Genomic DNA, 18,241 nt, shown 5'->3' with positions numbered 1-18,241 from the left:
CGACCGGCCGACGAACCGGTGTCCGGCCGCGGCGTCGCCATGGGCGTTGGGGACAGGGGGCACGACTCGCCTCAGTCGGACGGTGGCTTGATGCCGAGGCCCGACAGGACCGCGGATCTGGTTGCCAGTTCGGGCATCATCTCCTTGAGGAGATCCGGCAAGGCCAGCCGGGCCCGGCGAACCGCGTCTTCCAGGGTGTAGCTGAGCGGGGAGTTCGGCTCGCTGACCCTGAAATAGGCGGCGATCCGCGTTATCTCCTGCAGCATCTCCTCACGGGTCGGCGCGCGGTTCGCCGGCGCCGGAGCGGCCGCGGCCCCGTTATCGCCGGCGGCCTGCTCGACCTCCGGGGCGGGCCCCGCCGCCGGCGTCTCGGGCAGCGGGGCATAGCGCTCGGCGATGCGCCGCAGCTTCTCCAGCAGGTCGTGCACGCGGCCGGTCGGCGGGGCGGAGTCCGCCGCCGCGGCGGTCAGTGCCTCGTCGACGCCGCGCCAGGCCTCGATCGCCTGGGTGACCGCCCCCAGGATGCGGGACAGCGGCTCTCGGCCGATGGTCTTGGCCTCGGCCTCCAGATCGGCGAAGGGCAGCACGCCGGACGCCAGCCGCTGGGCCTTGCGCTGCGGCTCCAGCGCCTCGACCTCTTCCGACTGCTCGAACTGCCAGTAGGTGACCAGCGTCCCGTCGGCCCGCTCGTACAGCACCAGCTTGCGCAGCGGCTGCAGCAGGGTGCCGTTACCGCCCTCGCCGCTCAGCCCGGCGACCGGGGCCACGCGGCCGGCCAGGCCATCCTCGTCCGGCATGGGAAACAGGCCGTCATTCCAGTATCGCGACACCAATCCGGACAGCACCTTGGCCCCGGCTGTCAGCCCGGCGAGCCCGTCCCGGCGGACCAGGCTTTCGGTCAGCCAGGCCGCGATCTCGATGTCCTTGGCCTTGGTGGAGAGCGCCTCGACCGCGAGATCACCGACCGCGGCCCAATGGCGCGACACGCCCGTATCGGCGCCCGGGTCATTGTCGGCAAGGCGCTCCTCGGCGCGCGCTTCGGAGCGCGCATCGCGCAGGCGAAAATAGAGAGACTGCGGCGTTACATCGAGTCGGGGATCGCTTCCAGCCGCGGCATCTTCCGAGATGGCCCCCAGAACCTTTTCCAGATCGAGCAATTCCTCTGGATCTGTTGCAGCCATCGTCCATTCTCGTCAGTATATCTAGAGTACATCTAGACAGAGTCCATATTCCGTTTCTCAATATTTCTTATAAGCGTTACAAAACTATTTCATTAATTCTCAAATGGGTTACGGCCGTAACCCAACTAAACTGGACGAAGCCGCCGGCGAATCATAAATCTCCAGAGCGTGCAGACCTTGACCTGCGCGGAATCCGAAGGAGTCACGATGCCGGCTATCGACTTGAGGTTGCTGGTCGATCGATTGAACGGTGTCTGCCGCCACGCGTTGGAGGCGGCAGCCGGACGGACGCTGTCACGCACCCACTACAACGTCGAGATCGAGCACTGGCTGCTTCAGCTGCTCGACACCCCGCAATCGGACGTCGTGCTGATCGCGCGCCACTTCGAGATCGCGCCCGACCGCCTGACCACGCAGCTGACCGCGGCGCTGGACCGGATGGCGACCGGGAACGGCCGCGCCCCCAGCCTGTCGCCGGACCTGGTCCGCATCGTCAAGGAAGCCTGGCTGCTCGCCTCGATCGAGGACGGGGCGCGCCATCTGCGCTCCGGCCACCTGATCTGCGCCGCCCTCACCGACACGGCGGTCGGCGGCCGGCTGCAAGACGCGGCGCGCGATCTCCAGCGCATCGTCCCCGACATCCTGCGCCGCGACTTCGCGACCATCGTCGCCGACAGCACGGAGACCCCGGCCCAGGAGGACAGCACCGCCGCGGCCGGGGCGCCGGCGCCCACGGCCGGCGGCGCGGCGCTCGACCGCTACACCGTCGACCTCACCGCCCGGGCGCGGGCCGGTCGCATCGATCCGATCCTGGGCCGGGACGGCGAGATCCGGCAGGTCGTCGACATCCTGACCCGGCGCCGGCAGAACAACCCGATCCTCACCGGCGAAGCCGGCGTCGGCAAGACCGCGGTGGTGGAAGGCCTGGCCCTGCGCATCGCCGCGGGCGACGTGCCCCCGGCCCTGGCCAAGGTCGCCATCCGCACCCTCGACCTCGGCCTGCTGCAGGCGGGCGCCGGGATCAAGGGCGAGTTCGAGAACCGCCTGAAGTCGGTGATCGAGGAGAGCCAGGCCAGCCCCAACCCCGTCGTGCTGTTCATCGACGAGGCCCACACCATGATCGGCGCCGGCGGCCAGCCCGGTCAGGGCGATGCCGCCAACCTGCTGAAGCCGCCCCTGGCGCGCGGCGAGCTGCGCGTGATCGCGGCGACCACCTGGGCCGAGTACAAGAAGTACTTCGAGAAGGATGCGGCGCTGACCCGGCGCTTCCAGACCGTCAAGGTCGAGGAGCCGTCCGAGGACATGGCCATCGCCATGGTGCGCGGCCTGCTCTCCACCCTCGAACAGCATCACGGCATCCGCATCCTGGACGAGGCGGTCGAGGCCGCGGTCCGGCTGTCGGCCCGGTTCATCCCCAGCCGGCAGCTGCCGGACAAGGCCGTCAGCCTGATCGACACCGCCTGCGCCCGGGTGGCGATGAGCCAAGCCGCCCCGCCGCCGGCGGTGGAGGATGTGCGGCGGCGGATCGACCTGATCGCCACCGAGCTGCGCGTGCTGCGGCGCGAGCTGCTGTCCGGCGCCGACCACGACCCGCGCATCGCGGCGCTGGACGCCGAATCCGAGCAGCTGGCCCTGCGGCTGCAGGAGCTGGAAGCGCGCTGGGGCGAGGAACGCCGCCTGGCCACCGCGATCGCCGAGACCCGGATCCGGGTCGAGACCGAGCAGGAGCCGGCGGCGCTGCAGCGCGACCTGGCCGGGCTGGCCGGTGAACTGCAGACGCTGCAGGGCGAACAGCCGCTGGTGTTCCCGGTGGTGGACGCCCAGGCGGTGGCGGAGATCGTCGAAAGCTGGACCGGCATCCCGGCCGGGCGGATGCGGGCGGACGAGATCAACACCGTGCTGGCCCTGCGCGAGACCATGGAGCGCCGGGTCATCGGCCAGCCCCATGCGCTGGAGGCGATCGCCCAGTCGGTCCGCACCTCCCGCGCCGGCCTGACCGATCCACGCAAGCCGATCGGCGTGTTCCTGATGGTCGGCACGTCAGGCGTCGGCAAGACCGAGACGGCGCTGACCCTGGCCGAACAGCTCTATGGCGGCGAGCAGAACCTCACCGTCATCAACATGAGCGAGTTCAAGGAGGAGCACAAAGTCAGCCTGCTGATGGGCAGCCCTCCCGGCTATGTCGGCTATGGCGAGGGCGGCATCCTGACCGAGGCGGTCCGCCGCCGTCCCTACTCCGTCATCCTGCTCGACGAGATGGAGAAGGCGCATCCCAGCGTCCACGACATCTTCTTCCAGGCCTTCGACAAGGGGACGATGAAGGACAGCGAAGGCCGCGACATCGACTTCAAGAACACCATCATCATCATGACGTCGAATGCGGGGACCGACCTGATCTCGCGGCTGTTCGCCGACCCCGAGACGGCCCCGGATGCGGACGGCCTGGCGGTGGCGCTGCGGGAGGAGCTGGCCAAGTCGTTCAAGCCCGCCTTCCTCGGCCGCGTCACGGTCGTGCCCTACCTGCCGCTCAGCCAAGACACGCTGCGGCAGGTCGCCACCCTGCAACTCCAACGTATCGCCGGGCGGATCGAACGGAAGTTCGGTGCGACCCTGCGCTACAGCCCGGAGCTGACCGATGCGGTCGTCGCGCGCTGCACCGATGCCAGCGCCGGCGCCCGCGGCATCGAAAGCCTGCTGACGAAGACCCTGCTGCCGGATCTGTCCGCACAGTTCCTGGCGCGCATGGCGGAAGGAAAGCCGGTGGAACAGGCCACGGTCGAGATCGATGGCTCCGGCTCCTTCCTGTGCCACCTGCAATAGAATGAAAGGCTGAGGTGCATTATGGCGATCTATATGAAGTATGACGGCGTCGACGGCGACGTGACCGAGACCGGCCACACCAAGTGGATCGAGTTGCACTCGTTCCAGTGGGGCGTCGGTCGTGGCATCACCACCTCGGTCGGCTCCGCGGCCGAGCGTGAATCCTCCGCGCCGTCGGTCAGCGAAGTGGTGGTCAGCAAGGAGAACGACATCGCCACCGGCAAGCTGATGCAGGAGGCGCTGGGCGGCCACGGCAAGACGGTGAAGATCGACTTCACCCGCACCGACAAGAGCAAGCAGGACGTGTACCTGTCGCTCGAGCTGACCAACACGCTGATCAGCGGCTATTCCCATTCGGGCGGCGGCGACCGGCCGATGGAGACCCTGTCGCTGAACTTCACCAAGGTGCTGTTCAAGACCAAGCAGATGAAGGACGACGCCACCGAGGGCCAGCCCTTCAACGTGACCTACGACCTGGAGACGGCCGAGCTGACCTGACGGCTCGGTCGCCCGTCCGTCCTTGTCTCATGGCTGTCGGCGGTCCGATCCCCCGATAGCCATGATTTTGGCCCGAAGCATCCGTGGCGCCCTTTTCGGGGCTCGGGATCTCCCGCATCGGCCGCATCGAACCCACACGCACAAGGGCGAAGACCATGCCGCTGGATCTGCTCGTCAAGAATCCCCAGAACAAGTTCAACCAGTCGGCCATCCTCAAGCAGGCCAAGAAAAGCCAGATGGGTGGCATGTGCCTGGCCCTGTCCTGCGCCTTCATTCACCTCAAGCGGGAAGGCCTGGATGCCTCGGATATCATCCTCTATCTGAAAAGCAGCGCGTTCACCCAGTATGTGATCGCCGCCCATGAAAAATATCAGAATGGCGGATTCAGCGACGGCTCGCTGGTGGAGATGCAGGACAACTCAACCATCAACGGCCTGTTCAAGGACATCAACGCCCATCTTCTCGAGAAGAGGCAGTCCTCGTCCAAGAATGTTCTCCTGAATCCCGCCGGCTCGTCGCCCCAGGCCGACCGCCTGATGATGGCCAAGGACCTGTTGACGGCGCCCCTTCCCTGCCAGCCCAAGCTGTTCATGCTGGTCTTCACCTGCGACGGCGGCCGCATGCGGACCATCGGCGCGCACGCCATCGCGGTCGCCGAGGACGGGATGTTCGACCCCAATTTCGGGTGGATGCCGATGGCCAACGGCATGAACACGATCGAGCGCAGCGTGATGCTGAACGAGTTCGTGTCGGAATACGGCATCCCCAAGGCCCGGTCCTTCCAGGACGTCAGCAGCATGCTGAACTAGAGGCGTCCGGCGTCCCGCCTGCTGGCCGCAGGCGGAACGTGACGAGAGAATGGTGCGGCCCCGCGAGAGGCCGCGGAAATCCTCAGAGGGCCGCGGACCGGCCGGGATACGGATGGATCGCCTCGACGGCGCCGAATTTCTTCGCCCCCTGCCCGCTCCATTCCGGATAGTAGAGGCCGTCGCCGGCGCCGCTGTTGGACTCTTCGACGACATATCCCGCCGTCATTCCCTTGAAGCCCAGGCGCTTGACCAGGCCGAGATCATTCATGCCCTGGCCATTGTCGAAATGCGACAGATGGGAGCTGCCGCAGCATAGGATGGCACGGGTGTAAGGCGTCAGGGCGCTGGTCCAGGTGTCGTTCGCCTCACCCACCCGGCGGTCGAGCAGATTCTGCGACCGGACCCCGATGTCCGGCACCGGATTTTCCAGCAACTGGGTGAACTCCGCCTCCGTGGCGAGGCTCTTGTCATCCTCGCAGCCGGCCACGATCGCCACGTGCTTTCTGAGAACCGTGACCGCGGCGTTGTACTTGCCCCTATCGGCCGTCGCCTCCTGCCCCTTCCGAGCGCCCTCGAAGAGGATGGCCTTGATGCCGAGATCCTTCAGCTTCAGCGTCCCCTGGTCGGCGGCATGCGCAAGATCGATCAGGCTTTTCATCCCGTGGCCCGAATCCCCCAGGATGAGCCACTTCGCCCCCGGCTGGTCGAAATGACCTTTGACTGCATCGACGAAGTTCTTTGTCACGACCGCCATCCTTTTCCGCTGTGCATTGCCATTGCGCCGATCAGCACCCGGATCTTCCCGCAGGACCGATCCGGATCGCCTTCGACCGTCAGAGCGCGACCACCACGGCCGTGATGTTGTCCCGGGCGCGGCGGGCCAGGGCGGCCGCGACCAGCATCTGGGCGACATCGCCGTCCTGGGCCATGATCTCGACCATCTCGTCCACCCCCAGCGCCTTGTACAGGCCGTCGCTGCACAGCAGGATCCGGTCGGCCGGCTGCACCGCGCCCAGGGCCTTGTCGATCAGCAGCTCGGGACCGCCCGCGCCGATCGCCCGGGTGATCACATTGCCCTGCGGATGGGTCTCGGCCTCCGCGGGCGTGATCGCCCCTGAATCCACCAGCTCCTGCACCACGCTGTGGTCCGAGGTCAGACGGTGCAGCGTGCCGTCGCGCAGCAGGTAGCCGCGCGAATCCCCGGCCCACAGGAATGCGAAATGGTCCTCATGCAGCATCAGCACGACGACCGTGGTCGCCAGCGTCACCTGGGGGGCCCGGGCCTGCCCCTCCGCGAGGAGCTTGCAATGCGCGGCGTGCAGGCGCGTGCGGACCTCCGCCAGCCGCTCCGATGGCGGCGCCGTCTCCGAGATCTCGCCGAGCAGGGTGACCACCTGGCTCGAGGCGACATCCCCCTCGCTGTGCCCGCCCACGCCGTCGGCCACCGAGAACAGGCCGAGCCTGGGGCGGCAGATGTAGGAATCCTGGTTCTGGATGCGGACCGCGCCGGGATGCGAGGCGGCCCAGTGGCGAAGCTCCTCGGTCACTGCCGCAGCATCCGCACGAAGCCGGCGCCGTCCGGCAGGGCGTCCAGCACAAGCTCGGCCGCCGCGGCGAAGGGACCGCCCGCGCTCCACCACCGCCCTTGCCGCCCGGGACCCGGCGACGCCGGCTCCGGCGGCGTGGCCTCGCGCAGCCGCGCCATCATCGCGTCGGGCGCCAGGTCGAAGGCGATCGCATCGCGGCCGATCTGCTCTGCCGCATCGAGGAAATCATCCCCGCCCCCTGCCCCTTCCGCGGCCAAGGTCAGGGGAAACTGGCGGCCGACCCGGTCGACGCTGGGCATCCACAGGCCCAGCACCGGGCCCGATCCGCACAGGCCGGGCGGCAGGGCGAAGCGCCAGACCGGCGCCACATGCCACACCTCCGGCCAGGCCTCGCCCAGCACCCGCTGCGCCTCGGCGAGGACGCGCTGCAGCCAGCCGTCCCAGGCCCGGACGAAGCCGAGCGACAGGCCCGCCTGAAGGAAGTCGCCGCGGGCCGGGATCTTGCCGAAGAAGCCGACCGCGGGCGGCATCGCCTGCCGACCGTTCATTGCAGCACCGGACACCGGAAATCCTTGAGCAGGTTCCGGCCGAACGGGTTCCGCGACGACCCGGCCCGCAGGGTGTAGCTGGCCGAATCCGCACCGGACCGGAAGGACACGACGAATTCCTCGGGCCGGCCGGATGGCGAGACCTGCGCCTGCTGCAGCAGGCGGAACAGCGCCCAGGGGCCGCTGGCGCCGAGCGATCCGCCCTCGCCCGCCTCGCCGAACACCAGGCGCGCCGGGTTCAGCCCGTCCCCGCCCGGCCAGGTCAGCGAGGTCTGGCGCGCCGTGTCGCCGGTGGTGCCGATCGTCGCGCCGCCTAGGGTCAGCGTCGCCGCCCCGTCGCCGGCCGATTGCGGGGTGACGTCGAAGCGGATCTGCGGCTGGTTGCCGCCGGCCGGAAAGAACGCGTCGCGGATCGCCGCGGCGCGCTGGAACTGGGCCAGGGTGGCCGGGCTGACCGGCGGCGCCACGCCGCCGACCGGCTGCAGCTGCCAGACCGTGCCGCTGGTGTTCACGAAGGGCCGGATCTGGCTTTGGAAATAGCTGTCGAACATCCCGTCCGGCCCAAACAGCCGGGCGAAATCATCCAGCGGCGCGTCGTCGCTGGACGACGGCGAGAACGGATATCGCCGGGTCACCACGGTCTGGCACAGCTTGCCCGGGCCGTCGGTGGCCGAGAAGGCCGCCGCCGCGGCATGCTGGACGCTGCCGCCGATCAGGCTCTTGCCCGAGGTCGCCATCTGCTGCAGCCAGCGCGCCACCGGCGGGGGTTGGCGCTGCGATTCCGCCAGCAGCAGCTGCACCGGGTCGCCGCTGCCCTGCAGCGTCGCCGGCACGTTGGCGGCATCGGGGCCGAGCTGGGCGAGCTCCTGCTGCAGCGCGTTGATCAGGCGCAGCACCCCGGTGATCGGCGCCGCCTGGCCGTCATTGCCCACGAAGTCGCGCAGCGGCTCGTAGTGCTGGTCCAGCGCCGCGATGGCGGGCATCGCCCCGGCGTCGGGCGCGGCCGTGCTGCCGATCACCGCGGCCAGCGACTTCTGCTGCGTGGTGGGGGCGGCCGGCGCGGCCGCGTCGCCGGCGGGCGGCGGGGCCGGCACCAGGGTCAGCTCATGCGCGATCGAGATCAGCAGGTCGCGCATCGGCGATTGCGGCGACGACAGCACGTACAAGCCCTGGATCGCCGCCGCCCGGTCGGCGAAGGGGGTGAGCGTGAGATCGCCGAGCATGGTGTCCCATTGCTTCTGGAAGTCGGCGACATAGAGCGCGACGACATCGTGCTCGAGGCCTTCGATGCCGGCGCCGTCGGTCGGGATCGCCTCGCTGCGCCCAAGCACCCAGCTTTCATCGGCCACCGCCCGGGTCGCCCCGGCCAGGTTGCTCAGCAGCACGGTCTGGAAGCCCGCGGCGGTGTAGAAGCCGGGAACCCCTTCGGTGAGCGGCTTGCCCGAGACCCGGGTGAAGAGCTGCGCCCCGGCGGACCCCAGCTCCGCCGCCGGCGTCCAGTCCGGGATCTTCTTGGCCGAAGCCTCGGGGCGGATCCGGCTGTACACGCGGTCGGCCAGCGGCACCCGGCTGAAGGCGGCCCGGGCGGTTTCCACCAGCGCCCCGTCCAGGGTCACCGTGGGCAGCGGGTCGGCCAGCAGCGCGTTGAGATGCATCAGCAGATGGTCGCGCATCTGGGCGTTCAGCACGCCGGGGAACCGGGCCTGCCAGTCCAGCACCATCCAGTCGCGCACCAAAGCGGGATCCAGCGGCCCAGCGCCGCCGAGCATGAGGTAGACGCGGGTCGCTTCGTACAGGAAGTCTGGATTGTCGAGCTGGCCGCGCATCTGCTGCTCGATTCGCCACACCAGGCGCGGCAGCAGGATCTGCTCCAGCGCGCGGTGGTAGATCGACCGCTCGACCGCCTCCAGCTTCTCGCCCTGCGACAGGCCGGAGATGCCGGTCAGCCAGTCCTCCTGCTCGCGCGGCAAGCTCTGCGCCGCATCCAGCAGGGGCACGATATGCTGCAGGTCGTCATCCGTCACCGGGTCCAGCTTGGCGCCGGCCAGTTGCTGGCGGTAGCCGGCGATCGCCTCGTCGGCATGCTCCACGGCGACGCGGTTGGTCACCTCCGCCCGCCACAGCCCGAGCGACACCGCCAGCGTCGCCAGGCCGATCACGCTCAGGCCGGCGATGCGCAGCAGGCGCCGCCGCCGCATCCGGGCCGAGCCGGTGGAGACCAGCAGCGCCTCGCCCAGGACGACCTCGCCCAGCAGGCGCTTCAGGAAATAGCTGCGCCCGGCCACCGGCCGCAGGCTGGGGGTCCGCTTCTGGTCGACCCCGAAGGACCGCGCCAGCATGCCGGTCAGCCGGTCGACCGGCGTGCCCTCCTGCGTCGCGGAGGTGATGTAGACGCCGCGCAGGAACGGCGCCGGGTCGATCCGGGTGCCGCCGAAGGCCTGGGCGAGGAATTCGGTCAGCGGCCGTTCGAGGCTGGCGAGCTGCAGCGAGAAGCCGCCCAGCAGCGCGCGGCGGTCGGGGGCGCGCTCGGCCTGCAGCCGTTCGAACACGCGCTGGTCGAGGCGCTCCAGCAGCAGCCGGAATTCGGGCGCGAACGCCTCGGTCCCCTTGGCCAGGGGGAAGGTCATGCCCCAGACCTGGCCGCGGCCTTCGACGTCGAGGTCGTCGAAATACTCGTTGAAGCCGGTCAGCTGGTCGGCCTTGCTGAACACCATGTAGACCGGCACGCGCAGGCGCAGCCGGTCCGAGATCTCGGTGACGCGCCGGCGCACCGCCCGGGCATGGGCCGCCCGCATGGCCGGATCGGCCGACGCGATGTCAGTCAGCGAGACGACGACGATGGCGCCGTTGACCGGCTGGCGCGGGCGGGTGCGCCGCAGCAGGTCGAGGAAACCCTGCCAGCCGGCGCGGTCGACCGCCGCATCGGAATCCTGGGTGGTGTAGCGCCCGGCGGTGTCGATCAGCACCGCCTCGTCGGCGAACCACCAGTCGCACAGGCGGGTGCCGCCGACGCCGCCGACCGCGATGTCCGTCCCATCCGGCTGGGCCAGGGGGAAGTGCAGCCCGGAATTGAGCAGGGCGGTGGTCTTGCCCGACCCCGGCGGCCCGATCAGCACGTACCAGGGCTGTTCGTACAGATAGCCGCGGCGGCGGCCGGCCCGCAGCCGGGTCAGCGCGCCGCGGACCCGCTCGCGCAGCCGGGCGACCTCTTCGGCCGTGGCGGCCCGGACGTCGCGTTCGTCCACGCCGGAATCCGCGGTCATGGCGGAGGCCAGGGTGTTCTCGCGCCGCCGCCGCCGCCAGCTCAGCACCGCGTTGATCCCGGCCCACAGGATCACCAGCACCAGGATCAGGATGGTGCGGGCGAGGTAGCTGTCGAAGCCCGGGACCAGCGGCGCCAGGTACCAGACCAGCATGCTGGCCATGCCGACGCCGGCGAAGCTGTAGGTCCAGCGGTTGACGAAGAACGCGCCCAGATATTGCAGGTTATCCATCAGTCGGCACTTTTCCGATGCAAGACCACCTCGATGCGCCGGTTCTGCTGGCGCCCGTCCGGCGTGTCGTTGGCGGCGATCGGGTTTTCATCCGCCCGCCCCGAGGGCGTCAGCCGGGAGGGGTCGTCGATCCCGCCCGAGATCACCGTCGCGGCCGCCTTGGCACGGGCCAGGGACAGCTGGAAGTTCGACGGGAACTGGACGGTGTGGATCGGCTGGTTGTCGGTGTAGCCGACCACGTCCACGGCGCCGGGTTCGGTCCGCAGCGCGGTTCCGATGCGGGTCAGGATCGGCAGGTACTGGGCCTCGACCGTGGCGCTGCCGGACTTGAACATGCCGAGATTGAGGATCCGCACGATCGGCACCGCATCGGTGCCGGCGATGGTCACCAGCCCCTGCTTGATCTCGGGCGCCAGGAAGCCGGCCAGCTTGTCGAGCTCGCTGGCCACCGGGCGCGGTGCGGGCGGCAGCGGCTTCGGCGGCGCGGTGCGCTCGATGGTCGGCATCTGCCCCGGCGGCAGGCTGCGCGCGGCGTCGAACAGCCGGTCCGAGGCGCCGTTGATGCCGTAGGACAGCAGCACGTAGAGCAGCACCACGAAGCCGATCCCGAGCAGCGCCGCGACCCAGACCGGCAGCAGGCTGCGCAGCGGGCGATAGGGCGCCGTGACGCCCTTCCAATGGACCGACAGGCCGCGCTCGACCGGCTGCCGCTGCCGCATGATCGCGACATAGGTCTCTTCCCGCACCCGGTCGAGTTCGGCGGGTCCGCGCGCGGTCAGCCGGTAGCGGCCCTGCATCCCCAGCGACATGCAGAGGTACATGAGCTCGACCACCGGCAGGAATATGCCGAGATTCTGACGCAGCTGCCCCAGCAGGTCGAAGAAGCGCTCGCCGCTGCGCACCTCCTGGTGGAAGGTCGAGACCAGCGACGCGTCCGCCCAGGGGCCGCGGCTGCCCCAGGGCGTGTTCTGCACCACATCGTCGATGCTGGCGCACAGCGCGTAATGGGACAGGCGGATCTGCTCCATCGGCAGGCTCTGGTCGCGCAGGGCCTTCTCGAAGCGGCGCATCTCCTGGATCGTGCTGTCGCGGAGGGCGGCGGGATCCGGCACTGTGAAGACGTTGCGCAGCCGGGCCAGCAGCGACAGCAGCGGCGCCGCGGCGGCCGTGATCGGCGAGACGCCGACCGGCGGCAGCTCCGCGAACTCGACCCCCGCCCCGGGGGCTTCCGCAGGCGCCTCGCCGGCATCGGTCTGGAGGGCTGTGGATGCTGCGGGCCGGGCCGCAGCGGGGGCCGGCCGGCCGCCTGGAATCGGGCGGATGACGGTGCGTTCGTCGTCGTCCGGCTCGGCGAAGGGATTATCGCTCATGCGCGCGTCCCTCAGCCCCGGATCGACCAGAGGTCCAGCGCCAGGTTCGGGAAGTCACCCGAGACATGGACGGCGAAGCCGCCGGACGCCTGCATCTGCTGCCAATGCGGGCTGTTGCGGTCGAGTTCGAAATACTGGGCGCCGGCGATGAACGGCATCTGCCGCGGGGCCACGGGCAGGGCCTGCAGCTCGATGCCCGGCAGGGCCACGTTGACCAGTTCGCGGATATGCTCCACCGCCCCGATCTTGGCCTTGCCCGGGAAGGTGCGCCGCAGCGCCTCCGCCGGCATATCGGCCTGCACCACCAGCACGAAGCTCGACCCGTTGAGCAGGGTGCGGTCCAGGATCGGGCCGACCCGGACGCCGTGCCGGCGCTCCTGCAGCGGGATCCGGATCGCCGTCTGCTCCAGCACCGCCGAGAGCGACCGGCGGACATCCGCCATCACCGGGGTGAAGCTGCGCTGCAGGTCTTCATGGCGATAGGCGGGATAGGTGTTGGGCCGGCGCCGCGCGTCGGTGAAGGTCGCGAGCTCGCCCGCCATCTGGACCAGGATGCCGTACAGGGTCTCCGGATGGATGTTCGCGGCATCGGCGAGATGGCTGACCAGGGCCTGCCAGCGGTTGACCGATTGCAGCAGCAGGAAGTCGGCGACCTCGGTGTTGCTCTTGGTGCCGACCGCGGTCAGGCGCCCGGCGATGGCTTCGCCGCGCTGGCTCAGCATGCCGGCCAGCTCTACCATCAGCCCGGCCAGCGGCGCCACCGCGGAACAGGTCAGGGCCGGCGGGATCCAGCGGTCGTCCAGCACCACGCGCCGGTCCGGCGTCACCTCGGTGATCCGCGCCAGGGGCAGGCAGATGTAGCCGTCGCGGTCGTCGGTCTCGAGCATGTAGCGCAGCCGGAGCTGCCCGATCTGCAGTTCGGCCGGCTGCGGCGTGCCGGAATGGGTGTCGTAGGCCTCGAACGGGCGCGACCGGTAACGCCCCTCCTCATTGACCGCGCCGATCTCGACCGAGCCCTGCTGGCGCACCTGGACCGCGAGGTAGACGAGCACGTTGCGGGCCGTGTCGGCCACCTCCAGCGGCGGCGGCAGGTCGGCCTCGCCCGGCGTGGCGAACGGCGTGCCGTCCTCGAACACCCCGACCGCGGAGGCGATCGCGAAGCGTCCGGTGGCCAGCAGGTCGCGCGACAGGGTCATCTCGATCAGGCCCCAGGGATGGGGCCGCAATGCCATGAAGCTGCCCCGGATCTGGGCCTCGACCCAGCGGTCCTGCTGCTGGAAATGCTGGGCGCGAAGGAACATTCCTTCCTGCCACGCGATCCGACTGCTCCACGTCACGTCGTTCTCCTCGGAAACGCATCCTGCGTCGCCCGTTGCGGCCGCGCGGCTCCGCCCTGCGGAGGCCAGTCGCGGCCGATGTCATTGCCGGACATCCGGGGCCGGCCCCGGACCCTGCGGGCGGCGCACCGACCGGCGGCGCATGGCTATTCGCCGAGCTGTTCCGCGATCTCGGTCATCGCGAGCTCATAGGCGCGGGCGAAGGATTTGCCGAACACGCTGTCGAAATCATCGGCCAGGGCCTGCACGATGCCGCCGTACAGCGCCTCGTAGGCGTCCCAGCTGCGGGCCTTGCGGCGGCCCGGCAGCAGGTCCAGCGTCTCGGGCTCGACCTTGGCCGTCACGCGGGCCGGGGCCAGCTCGGCCACCAGGTGCTGGACCGCCTGCTGCATCGCCGACGACATCGCCAGCTCGTGCAGCCGCATGTCGCGCAAGGCGTCGGCCACGGCGTCCTTCGCCGTCATGTCGCTGCGGCGGCCGACCCCCAGCAGCGCCGCCAGCGCGTCCTCGTCGTCGGCGGAGAACTTCAGCGGGTTGTTGCCGGCGGGCCGGATCAGGGTCTGCTCGATGCGGAACTCGCCCTTGACCGCCGCGCGGGCGATCATCATGCGGCGCAGGCCGGTGACCATGGCGCGGAACGCCCCGCCCAGGCCGCGCAGCGTTTCGATCGGATCGCCCTGGGCGACGCCCTGGACCCCGGCGCCGGCGATGAAGGCGGCCAGCGCCTCCTCCAGCGATCCGCCCTGATAGGCGGCCACAGGCGCCTGCTGGACAGGGGGTGGGAGGATCGACGGGGCGGGAGTCGGCTGGGTGGCCGCGGGCTCCGCCTCGGCCACCTCCGCAATGGCCGGTGGCACGGCCGCGATCTGCTCCGCTGTGGCCGGTCCGGCCGGCGCCGGCGCGGCGTCGTCCAGGTCCCAGTCGTCGGGCAGCAGCTCTAGGGTGGTGCGCGGCGCGCGAAAACTCTCCTGGATCACCGGCGCGTGATCGGAGATCGCCCGGGGCGTGTCGAGGAACTTGCCCACCGACCATCCGCCCGGCTCGGCCGCATCCAGGGCCACGTCGTCGGACGGCAGCGCGACGGCCAGCGGATCGGCCCCCAGCACCGGGAAGGGATCGCTGGTGAACCGGTCACTGTTGAGAGATTCGGGCCGGCTGTCGCGGGCCGGGGCGTCGCGGGGCAGGGCCGAGGGCTGGCGGTCGAACACCGCCTCGATCTCATAGGCGCCGAAGACCAGCCGGTCGCCGTCCCGCAGCAGGCGCGGCGCATCGGCGTCCACCCGGTCGGTCAGCTGGTTCAGGAAGGTGCCGTTGGTGCTGGTGTCGGTGACCCGCCAGGCGTTGCCGTCGAAGGCCACCACGCAATGCCGCTTGGACAGCACCCGCTCCGGATCCGGCAACACCCAGTCGCATTCGGTGCCGCGGCCGATGGTGAACTCGCCGCCGCCCACGGTGCGGGTTTCCGGCGGCACCCCGTCGGGGCAGCGCAGGATGCTCAGCGTCAGCGTCATGGCACCGTTCCGGCCGGCATGGTTACGGCCCATTCGCCGAACGGGCGCAGCTGTAGACCTGGACGTCCGCGATGTCGGTCAGGACACTGGCGTTACCGCTGGTCTTCCACGCGTATTTCTCGTTGGCGTAGAGGCGGTCCTTCACGTCGGGCACCAGCTTCAGATAGTTGATGCTGCCGCCGTCGAGGCTGACCAGCGCCTGCTGGCTGCGGTCGTCATAGGTGACCGTGAGGCGCCGGCCCTTCTGGCCGGAGGCAACGGCACCGCCCTTGGCCGGGGCCTGGTCCGACGGCACGCATTGATAGGTGGCCGTTTCCCGCGCGCCAAGGCCCGCTCCGCGCTGATCGCAGCCTGCCAGCAGGACGACAAGGGCGACCGCGACTCCCAACCTGATCATGCAGATCTCCGTAAACTCGGCCAGTCCAGGCAATGTGTTGTCGCAAACAGACCCAGTCACACAGGTCAAAACCACGACATCAATGAGCGGAGACCATCCAGGTCTGAGGCTACGGCTTGATTTCAGACCCGAGGGAAAATGCTACAGCTGCAACACATGCAGCCCCTGCCCGCTTGAGCACTCAAGCCCCCAGCCGGTCCGAGACGACCGACCAGTTGACGATGGTCTCGAGCACGGCCTTGACGTGGTCGGGGCGGCGGTTCTGGTAGTCCAGGTAGTAGGCGTGTTCCCAGACATCGATGCCGAACAGCGGCTGGCCGCCATGGGCGAAGGGCGAGTCTGCGTTCGAGCTGCCGACCAGGCTGAGCTTGCCGGCATCGGCCACCAGCCAGACCCAGCCGCTGCCGAACACCTTGCCGGCAGCCTCGGTGGTGGCCTTGACCAGCCCGGCCTGGTCGCCGAAGGCGTCGGCGATGGCGGCGGCCAGCTGGCCCTGCGGCGCCTTCGGCCCGCCGGGGGTGAACTGCTCCCAGTACAGATCGTGGTTCCAGGCCTGGCCGGCCTGGTTGAAGATCGCGGTGTCCTTGGCCGTGGCGGCCTTCACCACCACCTCGGCCAGGGTCATCGACTCATAGGGCGTGCCGGGCACCAGCTTGTTCAGCGTGTCGAAATAGGCCTTGTGGTGCTTGCCGTAGTGCAGGCCGACGGTCTCGGCGCTGATGGTCGGGGCCAGCGCGCTCTCGGCAAAGGGCAGCTTCGGCTGCACGAACGGGCCGGGGGCGTTGACCGACGCCGCCGCGGCGAGGCGGCGGTCGCCGATGGTGATCGGCCGGGGCAGCGCATGCGGGATGCCGCCGGTCGTGACCGCGGCCCCGGCCGGACGGGAAAGCACGGTCCCGGCGGCGAAGGCGGCAGTGCCGCCGAGGATCAGGGCTTCGCGTCGATTCATCGGGATTTCTCGGCTTCAGGACATGCTGAAAGCATTGCCCCGGGCCGTTACCGGACGATTTCACCCCTGCGGAACCCGGCTACTGCTGTAACGCCGTGAGGCATCATCGAGCGTTGCTGCAGCGTGCCGCCAGTGCCCTGGCCCCGGCGACGGACAGGCCGTCGCCCGATCGCGCGACCCTGTCGGGGAAGGTCGCTGCGGCCAGGCGGGTCAGCACGTCGCCGGGCGGCAGCTCCAGGAACAGCGTGGCGCCGTGTTCGGCCAGCAGGGTGGTGGCGTCGTCCCAGCGCACCGGATGCGCCAGGTTGGTTGCCAGCTCCTCGCGCACCGCGGCGGCGTCGCGCAGCGCCCGGGCCCGGCGGTTTCCGACATAGAGCCGGCGCGGCGCCGCGATCGGCACGGCGGCGACCGCGGCGGTCAGCGCCGCGGCGGGCCCATCCATCAGCGGGCAATGCGACGGCACCGCCACGGCCAGCCGCTCGGCCCGGCGCGCGCCCGCCTGCCGCGCCGTTTCGATCGCGCGATCCAGCGCCGCGTCGGCGCCGCTGAGCACGAATTCGGCCGGCCCGTTGAGGTTGGCGAGATAGAGCGGCGCGGCCGCCCCGCCGGTCGCGGCGACGATCTGCTCCACCCGCCGCTGCGGCAGGCCGACCAGGACGGCGAGCCCGTATCCGGCGGGGTAGGCCTGCTCCATCAACCGCCCACGCAAGGCGACCAGCGGCAGGGCATCGGCGAAGGCCAGCGCGCCGGCCACCACCGCGGCGGTGAAGGACCCGATCGACAGCCCGGCGACCGCGTCCGGCACCACCCCTTCGGCGGCGAGGGCGCGGGCGGTGGCGACACCGGCGATCACCACGGAGAGCTGCACCGCCACGGTCGAGCGCAGCGCGACCTCACCGTCGAGGTCGCGCACGTCGCGCCCGAGCACGCCGCCGGCCTCGTCGAGCGTCGCGGCGATGGCGGGATGGTCGGGCAGGCGGTGCAGGAACCCCGGGCTCTGCGCCCCCTGCCCCGGACACAGGAAGGCGATGCTCATGGCGAGGCCGGCCACGGGTCGTCGACCAGCCGTGGGCCGTGGAGCGTCTTCACCACCAGGGGCCGGCCGCCGGCCGCGACCTCCGCCAGGCTGCAGCCGCCCAGCGGCGTCTCCAGCACGACATCGACCCGCACCGGCAGCCGCGCCAGGGCGGAGACCAGACGATCCGACAGGTCGCGGCCGATCCGGTGGGGCGCGCGCAGGACGATGTCGAGATCGCTGTCCCGATGCGCCGCGGGATGGCCGGTGGCGAGTTCGAAGCCGACGCTGCCGGCCGGCCCCCAGGCCCGGCCGCCCAGCAGCTCCGCCACCGGGTCGAGGATGGCCAGCGCCGGAACATCGCCGCGGCGGGCATGGCCGCGCCACGCGGCGGCGGTGGCGAGATCTTCGGGGGTGCGGACGGCCACGACCGCATCGGCCGGCAGCCAGGCGGCGCAGCGCTCGCCGCGCCCGGCACCGCGGATGCCGACCGGCAGCTGGCCGTCGCGCGGCGGGGCGCGCCGGACCACGACCCAGGGGACGGCGTCGAGCGAGGCGACGGCCCAATTCGGCAACTCGCCGAGCCGCCCGGGATCGATCCGTAGCAGGTCATGGGGAAGGACTGATGCGTCCCCTCCCCCACGCCCTTCATCGTCATTGCGAGCGTAGCGAAGCAATCCATCGGGCCGTCCAAGCGGCGCCATGGATTGCTTCGTCGGCTTCGCCTCCTCGCAATGACGGGGTGGGGGCTCCTGGGGAGACCCC

15 protein-coding genes are annotated in these 18,241 nt (G+C 70.3%); 3 read left to right on the top strand and 12 right to left on the bottom strand.

Features of this window, described 5'->3' with window-relative positions:
* Positions 1–71: 71 nt before the first annotated feature.
* On the bottom strand, positions 72–1,181 hold the full coding sequence (gene tssA / locus E9232_RS20680; protein ID WP_309797021.1) for a type VI secretion system protein TssA: 1,110 nt from the start codon (positions 1,179–1,181) through the stop codon (positions 72–74).
* Between the two features lie 207 nt (positions 1,182–1,388).
* Between tssA and tssH the strand changes: the two genes are divergently transcribed.
* From tssH to E9232_RS20665, 3 genes are all read left to right on the top strand, one after another.
* Complete coding sequence (tssH, locus tag E9232_RS20675; protein WP_309797019.1) at positions 1,389–4,001, top strand: type VI secretion system ATPase TssH; 2,613 nt, start codon at positions 1,389–1,391, stop codon at positions 3,999–4,001.
* 21 nt (positions 4,002–4,022) lie between these two features.
* Positions 4,023–4,499 (top strand): Hcp family type VI secretion system effector, encoded by a 477-nt coding sequence (locus tag E9232_RS20670; RefSeq protein ID WP_309797017.1) that lies wholly within the window; start codon positions 4,023–4,025, stop codon positions 4,497–4,499.
* Positions 4,500–4,654: 155 nt separating this feature from the next.
* Complete coding sequence (locus E9232_RS20665; RefSeq protein ID WP_309797016.1) at positions 4,655–5,308, top strand: hypothetical protein; 654 nt, start codon at positions 4,655–4,657, stop codon at positions 5,306–5,308.
* A gap of 82 nt (positions 5,309–5,390) precedes the next feature.
* On the opposite strand, the gene E9232_RS20660 is transcribed toward E9232_RS20665, so the two are convergent.
* The 11 genes from E9232_RS20660 to E9232_RS20610 form a co-directional block, all read right to left on the bottom strand.
* On the bottom strand, positions 5,391–5,966 hold the full coding sequence (locus E9232_RS20660; protein WP_309797014.1) for a hypothetical protein: 576 nt from the start codon (positions 5,964–5,966) through the stop codon (positions 5,391–5,393).
* Positions 5,967–6,141: 175 nt separating this feature from the next.
* Entirely contained in the window at positions 6,142–6,855 is a 714-nt protein-coding gene (locus tag E9232_RS20655; RefSeq protein WP_309797012.1) for a PP2C family protein-serine/threonine phosphatase, read from the bottom strand.
* Positions 6,852–7,418: a type VI secretion system-associated protein TagF gene (gene tagF / locus E9232_RS20650; RefSeq protein ID WP_309797009.1), complete on the bottom strand. Its 567-nt coding sequence runs from the start codon at positions 7,416–7,418 to the stop codon at positions 6,852–6,854. The genes E9232_RS20655 and tagF overlap by 4 nt, the downstream gene beginning before the upstream one ends.
* Positions 7,400–10,897 (bottom strand): type VI secretion system membrane subunit TssM, encoded by a 3,498-nt coding sequence (tssM, locus tag E9232_RS20645; protein WP_309797007.1) that lies wholly within the window; start codon positions 10,895–10,897, stop codon positions 7,400–7,402. The genes tagF and tssM overlap by 19 nt, the downstream gene beginning before the upstream one ends.
* A complete protein-coding gene (gene tssL, locus E9232_RS20640) occupies positions 10,897–12,267 on the bottom strand; it encodes a type VI secretion system protein TssL, long form (RefSeq protein WP_309797006.1) in 1,371 nt (456 codons plus the stop codon). Before tssL ends, tssM begins: the two co-directional genes overlap by 1 nt.
* Positions 12,268–12,278: 11 nt before the next feature.
* The gene (gene tssK / locus E9232_RS20635) at positions 12,279–13,604 is read right to left on the bottom strand and encodes a type VI secretion system baseplate subunit TssK (RefSeq protein ID WP_309797004.1); all 1,326 of its coding nucleotides are present in this window, start codon (positions 13,602–13,604) and stop codon (positions 12,279–12,281) included.
* Between the two features lie 146 nt (positions 13,605–13,750).
* The gene (gene tagH / locus E9232_RS20630) at positions 13,751–15,115 is read right to left on the bottom strand and encodes a type VI secretion system-associated FHA domain protein TagH (protein ID WP_309797003.1); all 1,365 of its coding nucleotides are present in this window, start codon (positions 15,113–15,115) and stop codon (positions 13,751–13,753) included.
* 22 nt (positions 15,116–15,137) lie between these two features.
* Positions 15,138–15,512, bottom strand: coding sequence for a hypothetical protein (locus E9232_RS20625; RefSeq protein ID WP_309797001.1), 375 nt, complete (start codon positions 15,510–15,512; stop codon positions 15,138–15,140).
* 181 nt (positions 15,513–15,693) lie between these two features.
* Complete coding sequence (locus E9232_RS20620; RefSeq protein ID WP_309796999.1) at positions 15,694–16,461, bottom strand: superoxide dismutase; 768 nt, start codon at positions 16,459–16,461, stop codon at positions 15,694–15,696.
* A gap of 103 nt (positions 16,462–16,564) precedes the next feature.
* Positions 16,565–17,512, bottom strand: coding sequence for a malonate decarboxylase subunit epsilon (gene mdcH, locus E9232_RS20615; protein WP_309796997.1), 948 nt, complete (start codon positions 17,510–17,512; stop codon positions 16,565–16,567).
* Complete coding sequence (locus tag E9232_RS20610) at positions 17,494–18,180, bottom strand: malonate decarboxylase holo-ACP synthase (RefSeq protein WP_309796995.1); 687 nt, start codon at positions 18,178–18,180, stop codon at positions 17,494–17,496. The genes mdcH and E9232_RS20610 overlap by 19 nt, the downstream gene beginning before the upstream one ends.
* Between the last annotated feature and the right edge of the window lie 61 nt (positions 18,181–18,241).

The sequence above is a fragment of the Inquilinus ginsengisoli genome (assembly GCF_031453975.1).
Lineage (GTDB): Bacteria > Pseudomonadota > Alphaproteobacteria > DSM-16000 > Inquilinaceae > Inquilinus > Inquilinus ginsengisoli_A.
The sequence above is the reverse complement of the archived record's forward strand: the minus strand, read 5'-3'. Positions and strand labels throughout refer to the sequence as shown.

Excerpts from the sequence above, each read along its gene's own strand:
- E9232_RS20625 (WP_309797001.1), bottom strand. The coding sequence starts at position 15,512 with ATGATCAGGTTGGGAGTCGCGGTCGCCCTTGTCGTCCTGCTGGCAGGC.
- tssH (WP_309797019.1), top strand. The coding sequence starts at position 1,389 with ATGCCGGCTATCGACTTGAGGTTGCTGGTCGATCGATTGAACGGTGTC.
- tssA (WP_309797021.1), bottom strand. The coding sequence starts at position 1,181 with ATGGCTGCAACAGATCCAGAGGAATTGCTCGATCTGGAAAAGGTTCTG.
- E9232_RS20670 (WP_309797017.1), top strand. The coding sequence starts at position 4,023 with ATGGCGATCTATATGAAGTATGACGGCGTCGACGGCGACGTGACCGAG.
- E9232_RS20610 (WP_309796995.1), bottom strand. The coding sequence starts at position 18,180 with ATGGCGCCGCTTGGACGGCCCGATGGATTGCTTCGCTACGCTCGCAAT.
- E9232_RS20665 (WP_309797016.1), top strand. The coding sequence starts at position 4,655 with ATGCCGCTGGATCTGCTCGTCAAGAATCCCCAGAACAAGTTCAACCAG.
- E9232_RS20660 (WP_309797014.1), bottom strand. The coding sequence starts at position 5,966 with ATGAAAAGCCTGATCGATCTTGCGCATGCCGCCGACCAGGGGACGCTG.
- tssM (WP_309797007.1), bottom strand. The coding sequence starts at position 10,897 with ATGGATAACCTGCAATATCTGGGCGCGTTCTTCGTCAACCGCTGGACC.
- E9232_RS20620 (WP_309796999.1), bottom strand. The coding sequence starts at position 16,461 with ATGAATCGACGCGAAGCCCTGATCCTCGGCGGCACTGCCGCCTTCGCC.
- tssL (WP_309797006.1), bottom strand. The coding sequence starts at position 12,267 with ATGAGCGATAATCCCTTCGCCGAGCCGGACGACGACGAACGCACCGTC.
- tagH (WP_309797003.1), bottom strand. The coding sequence starts at position 15,115 with ATGACGCTGACGCTGAGCATCCTGCGCTGCCCCGACGGGGTGCCGCCG.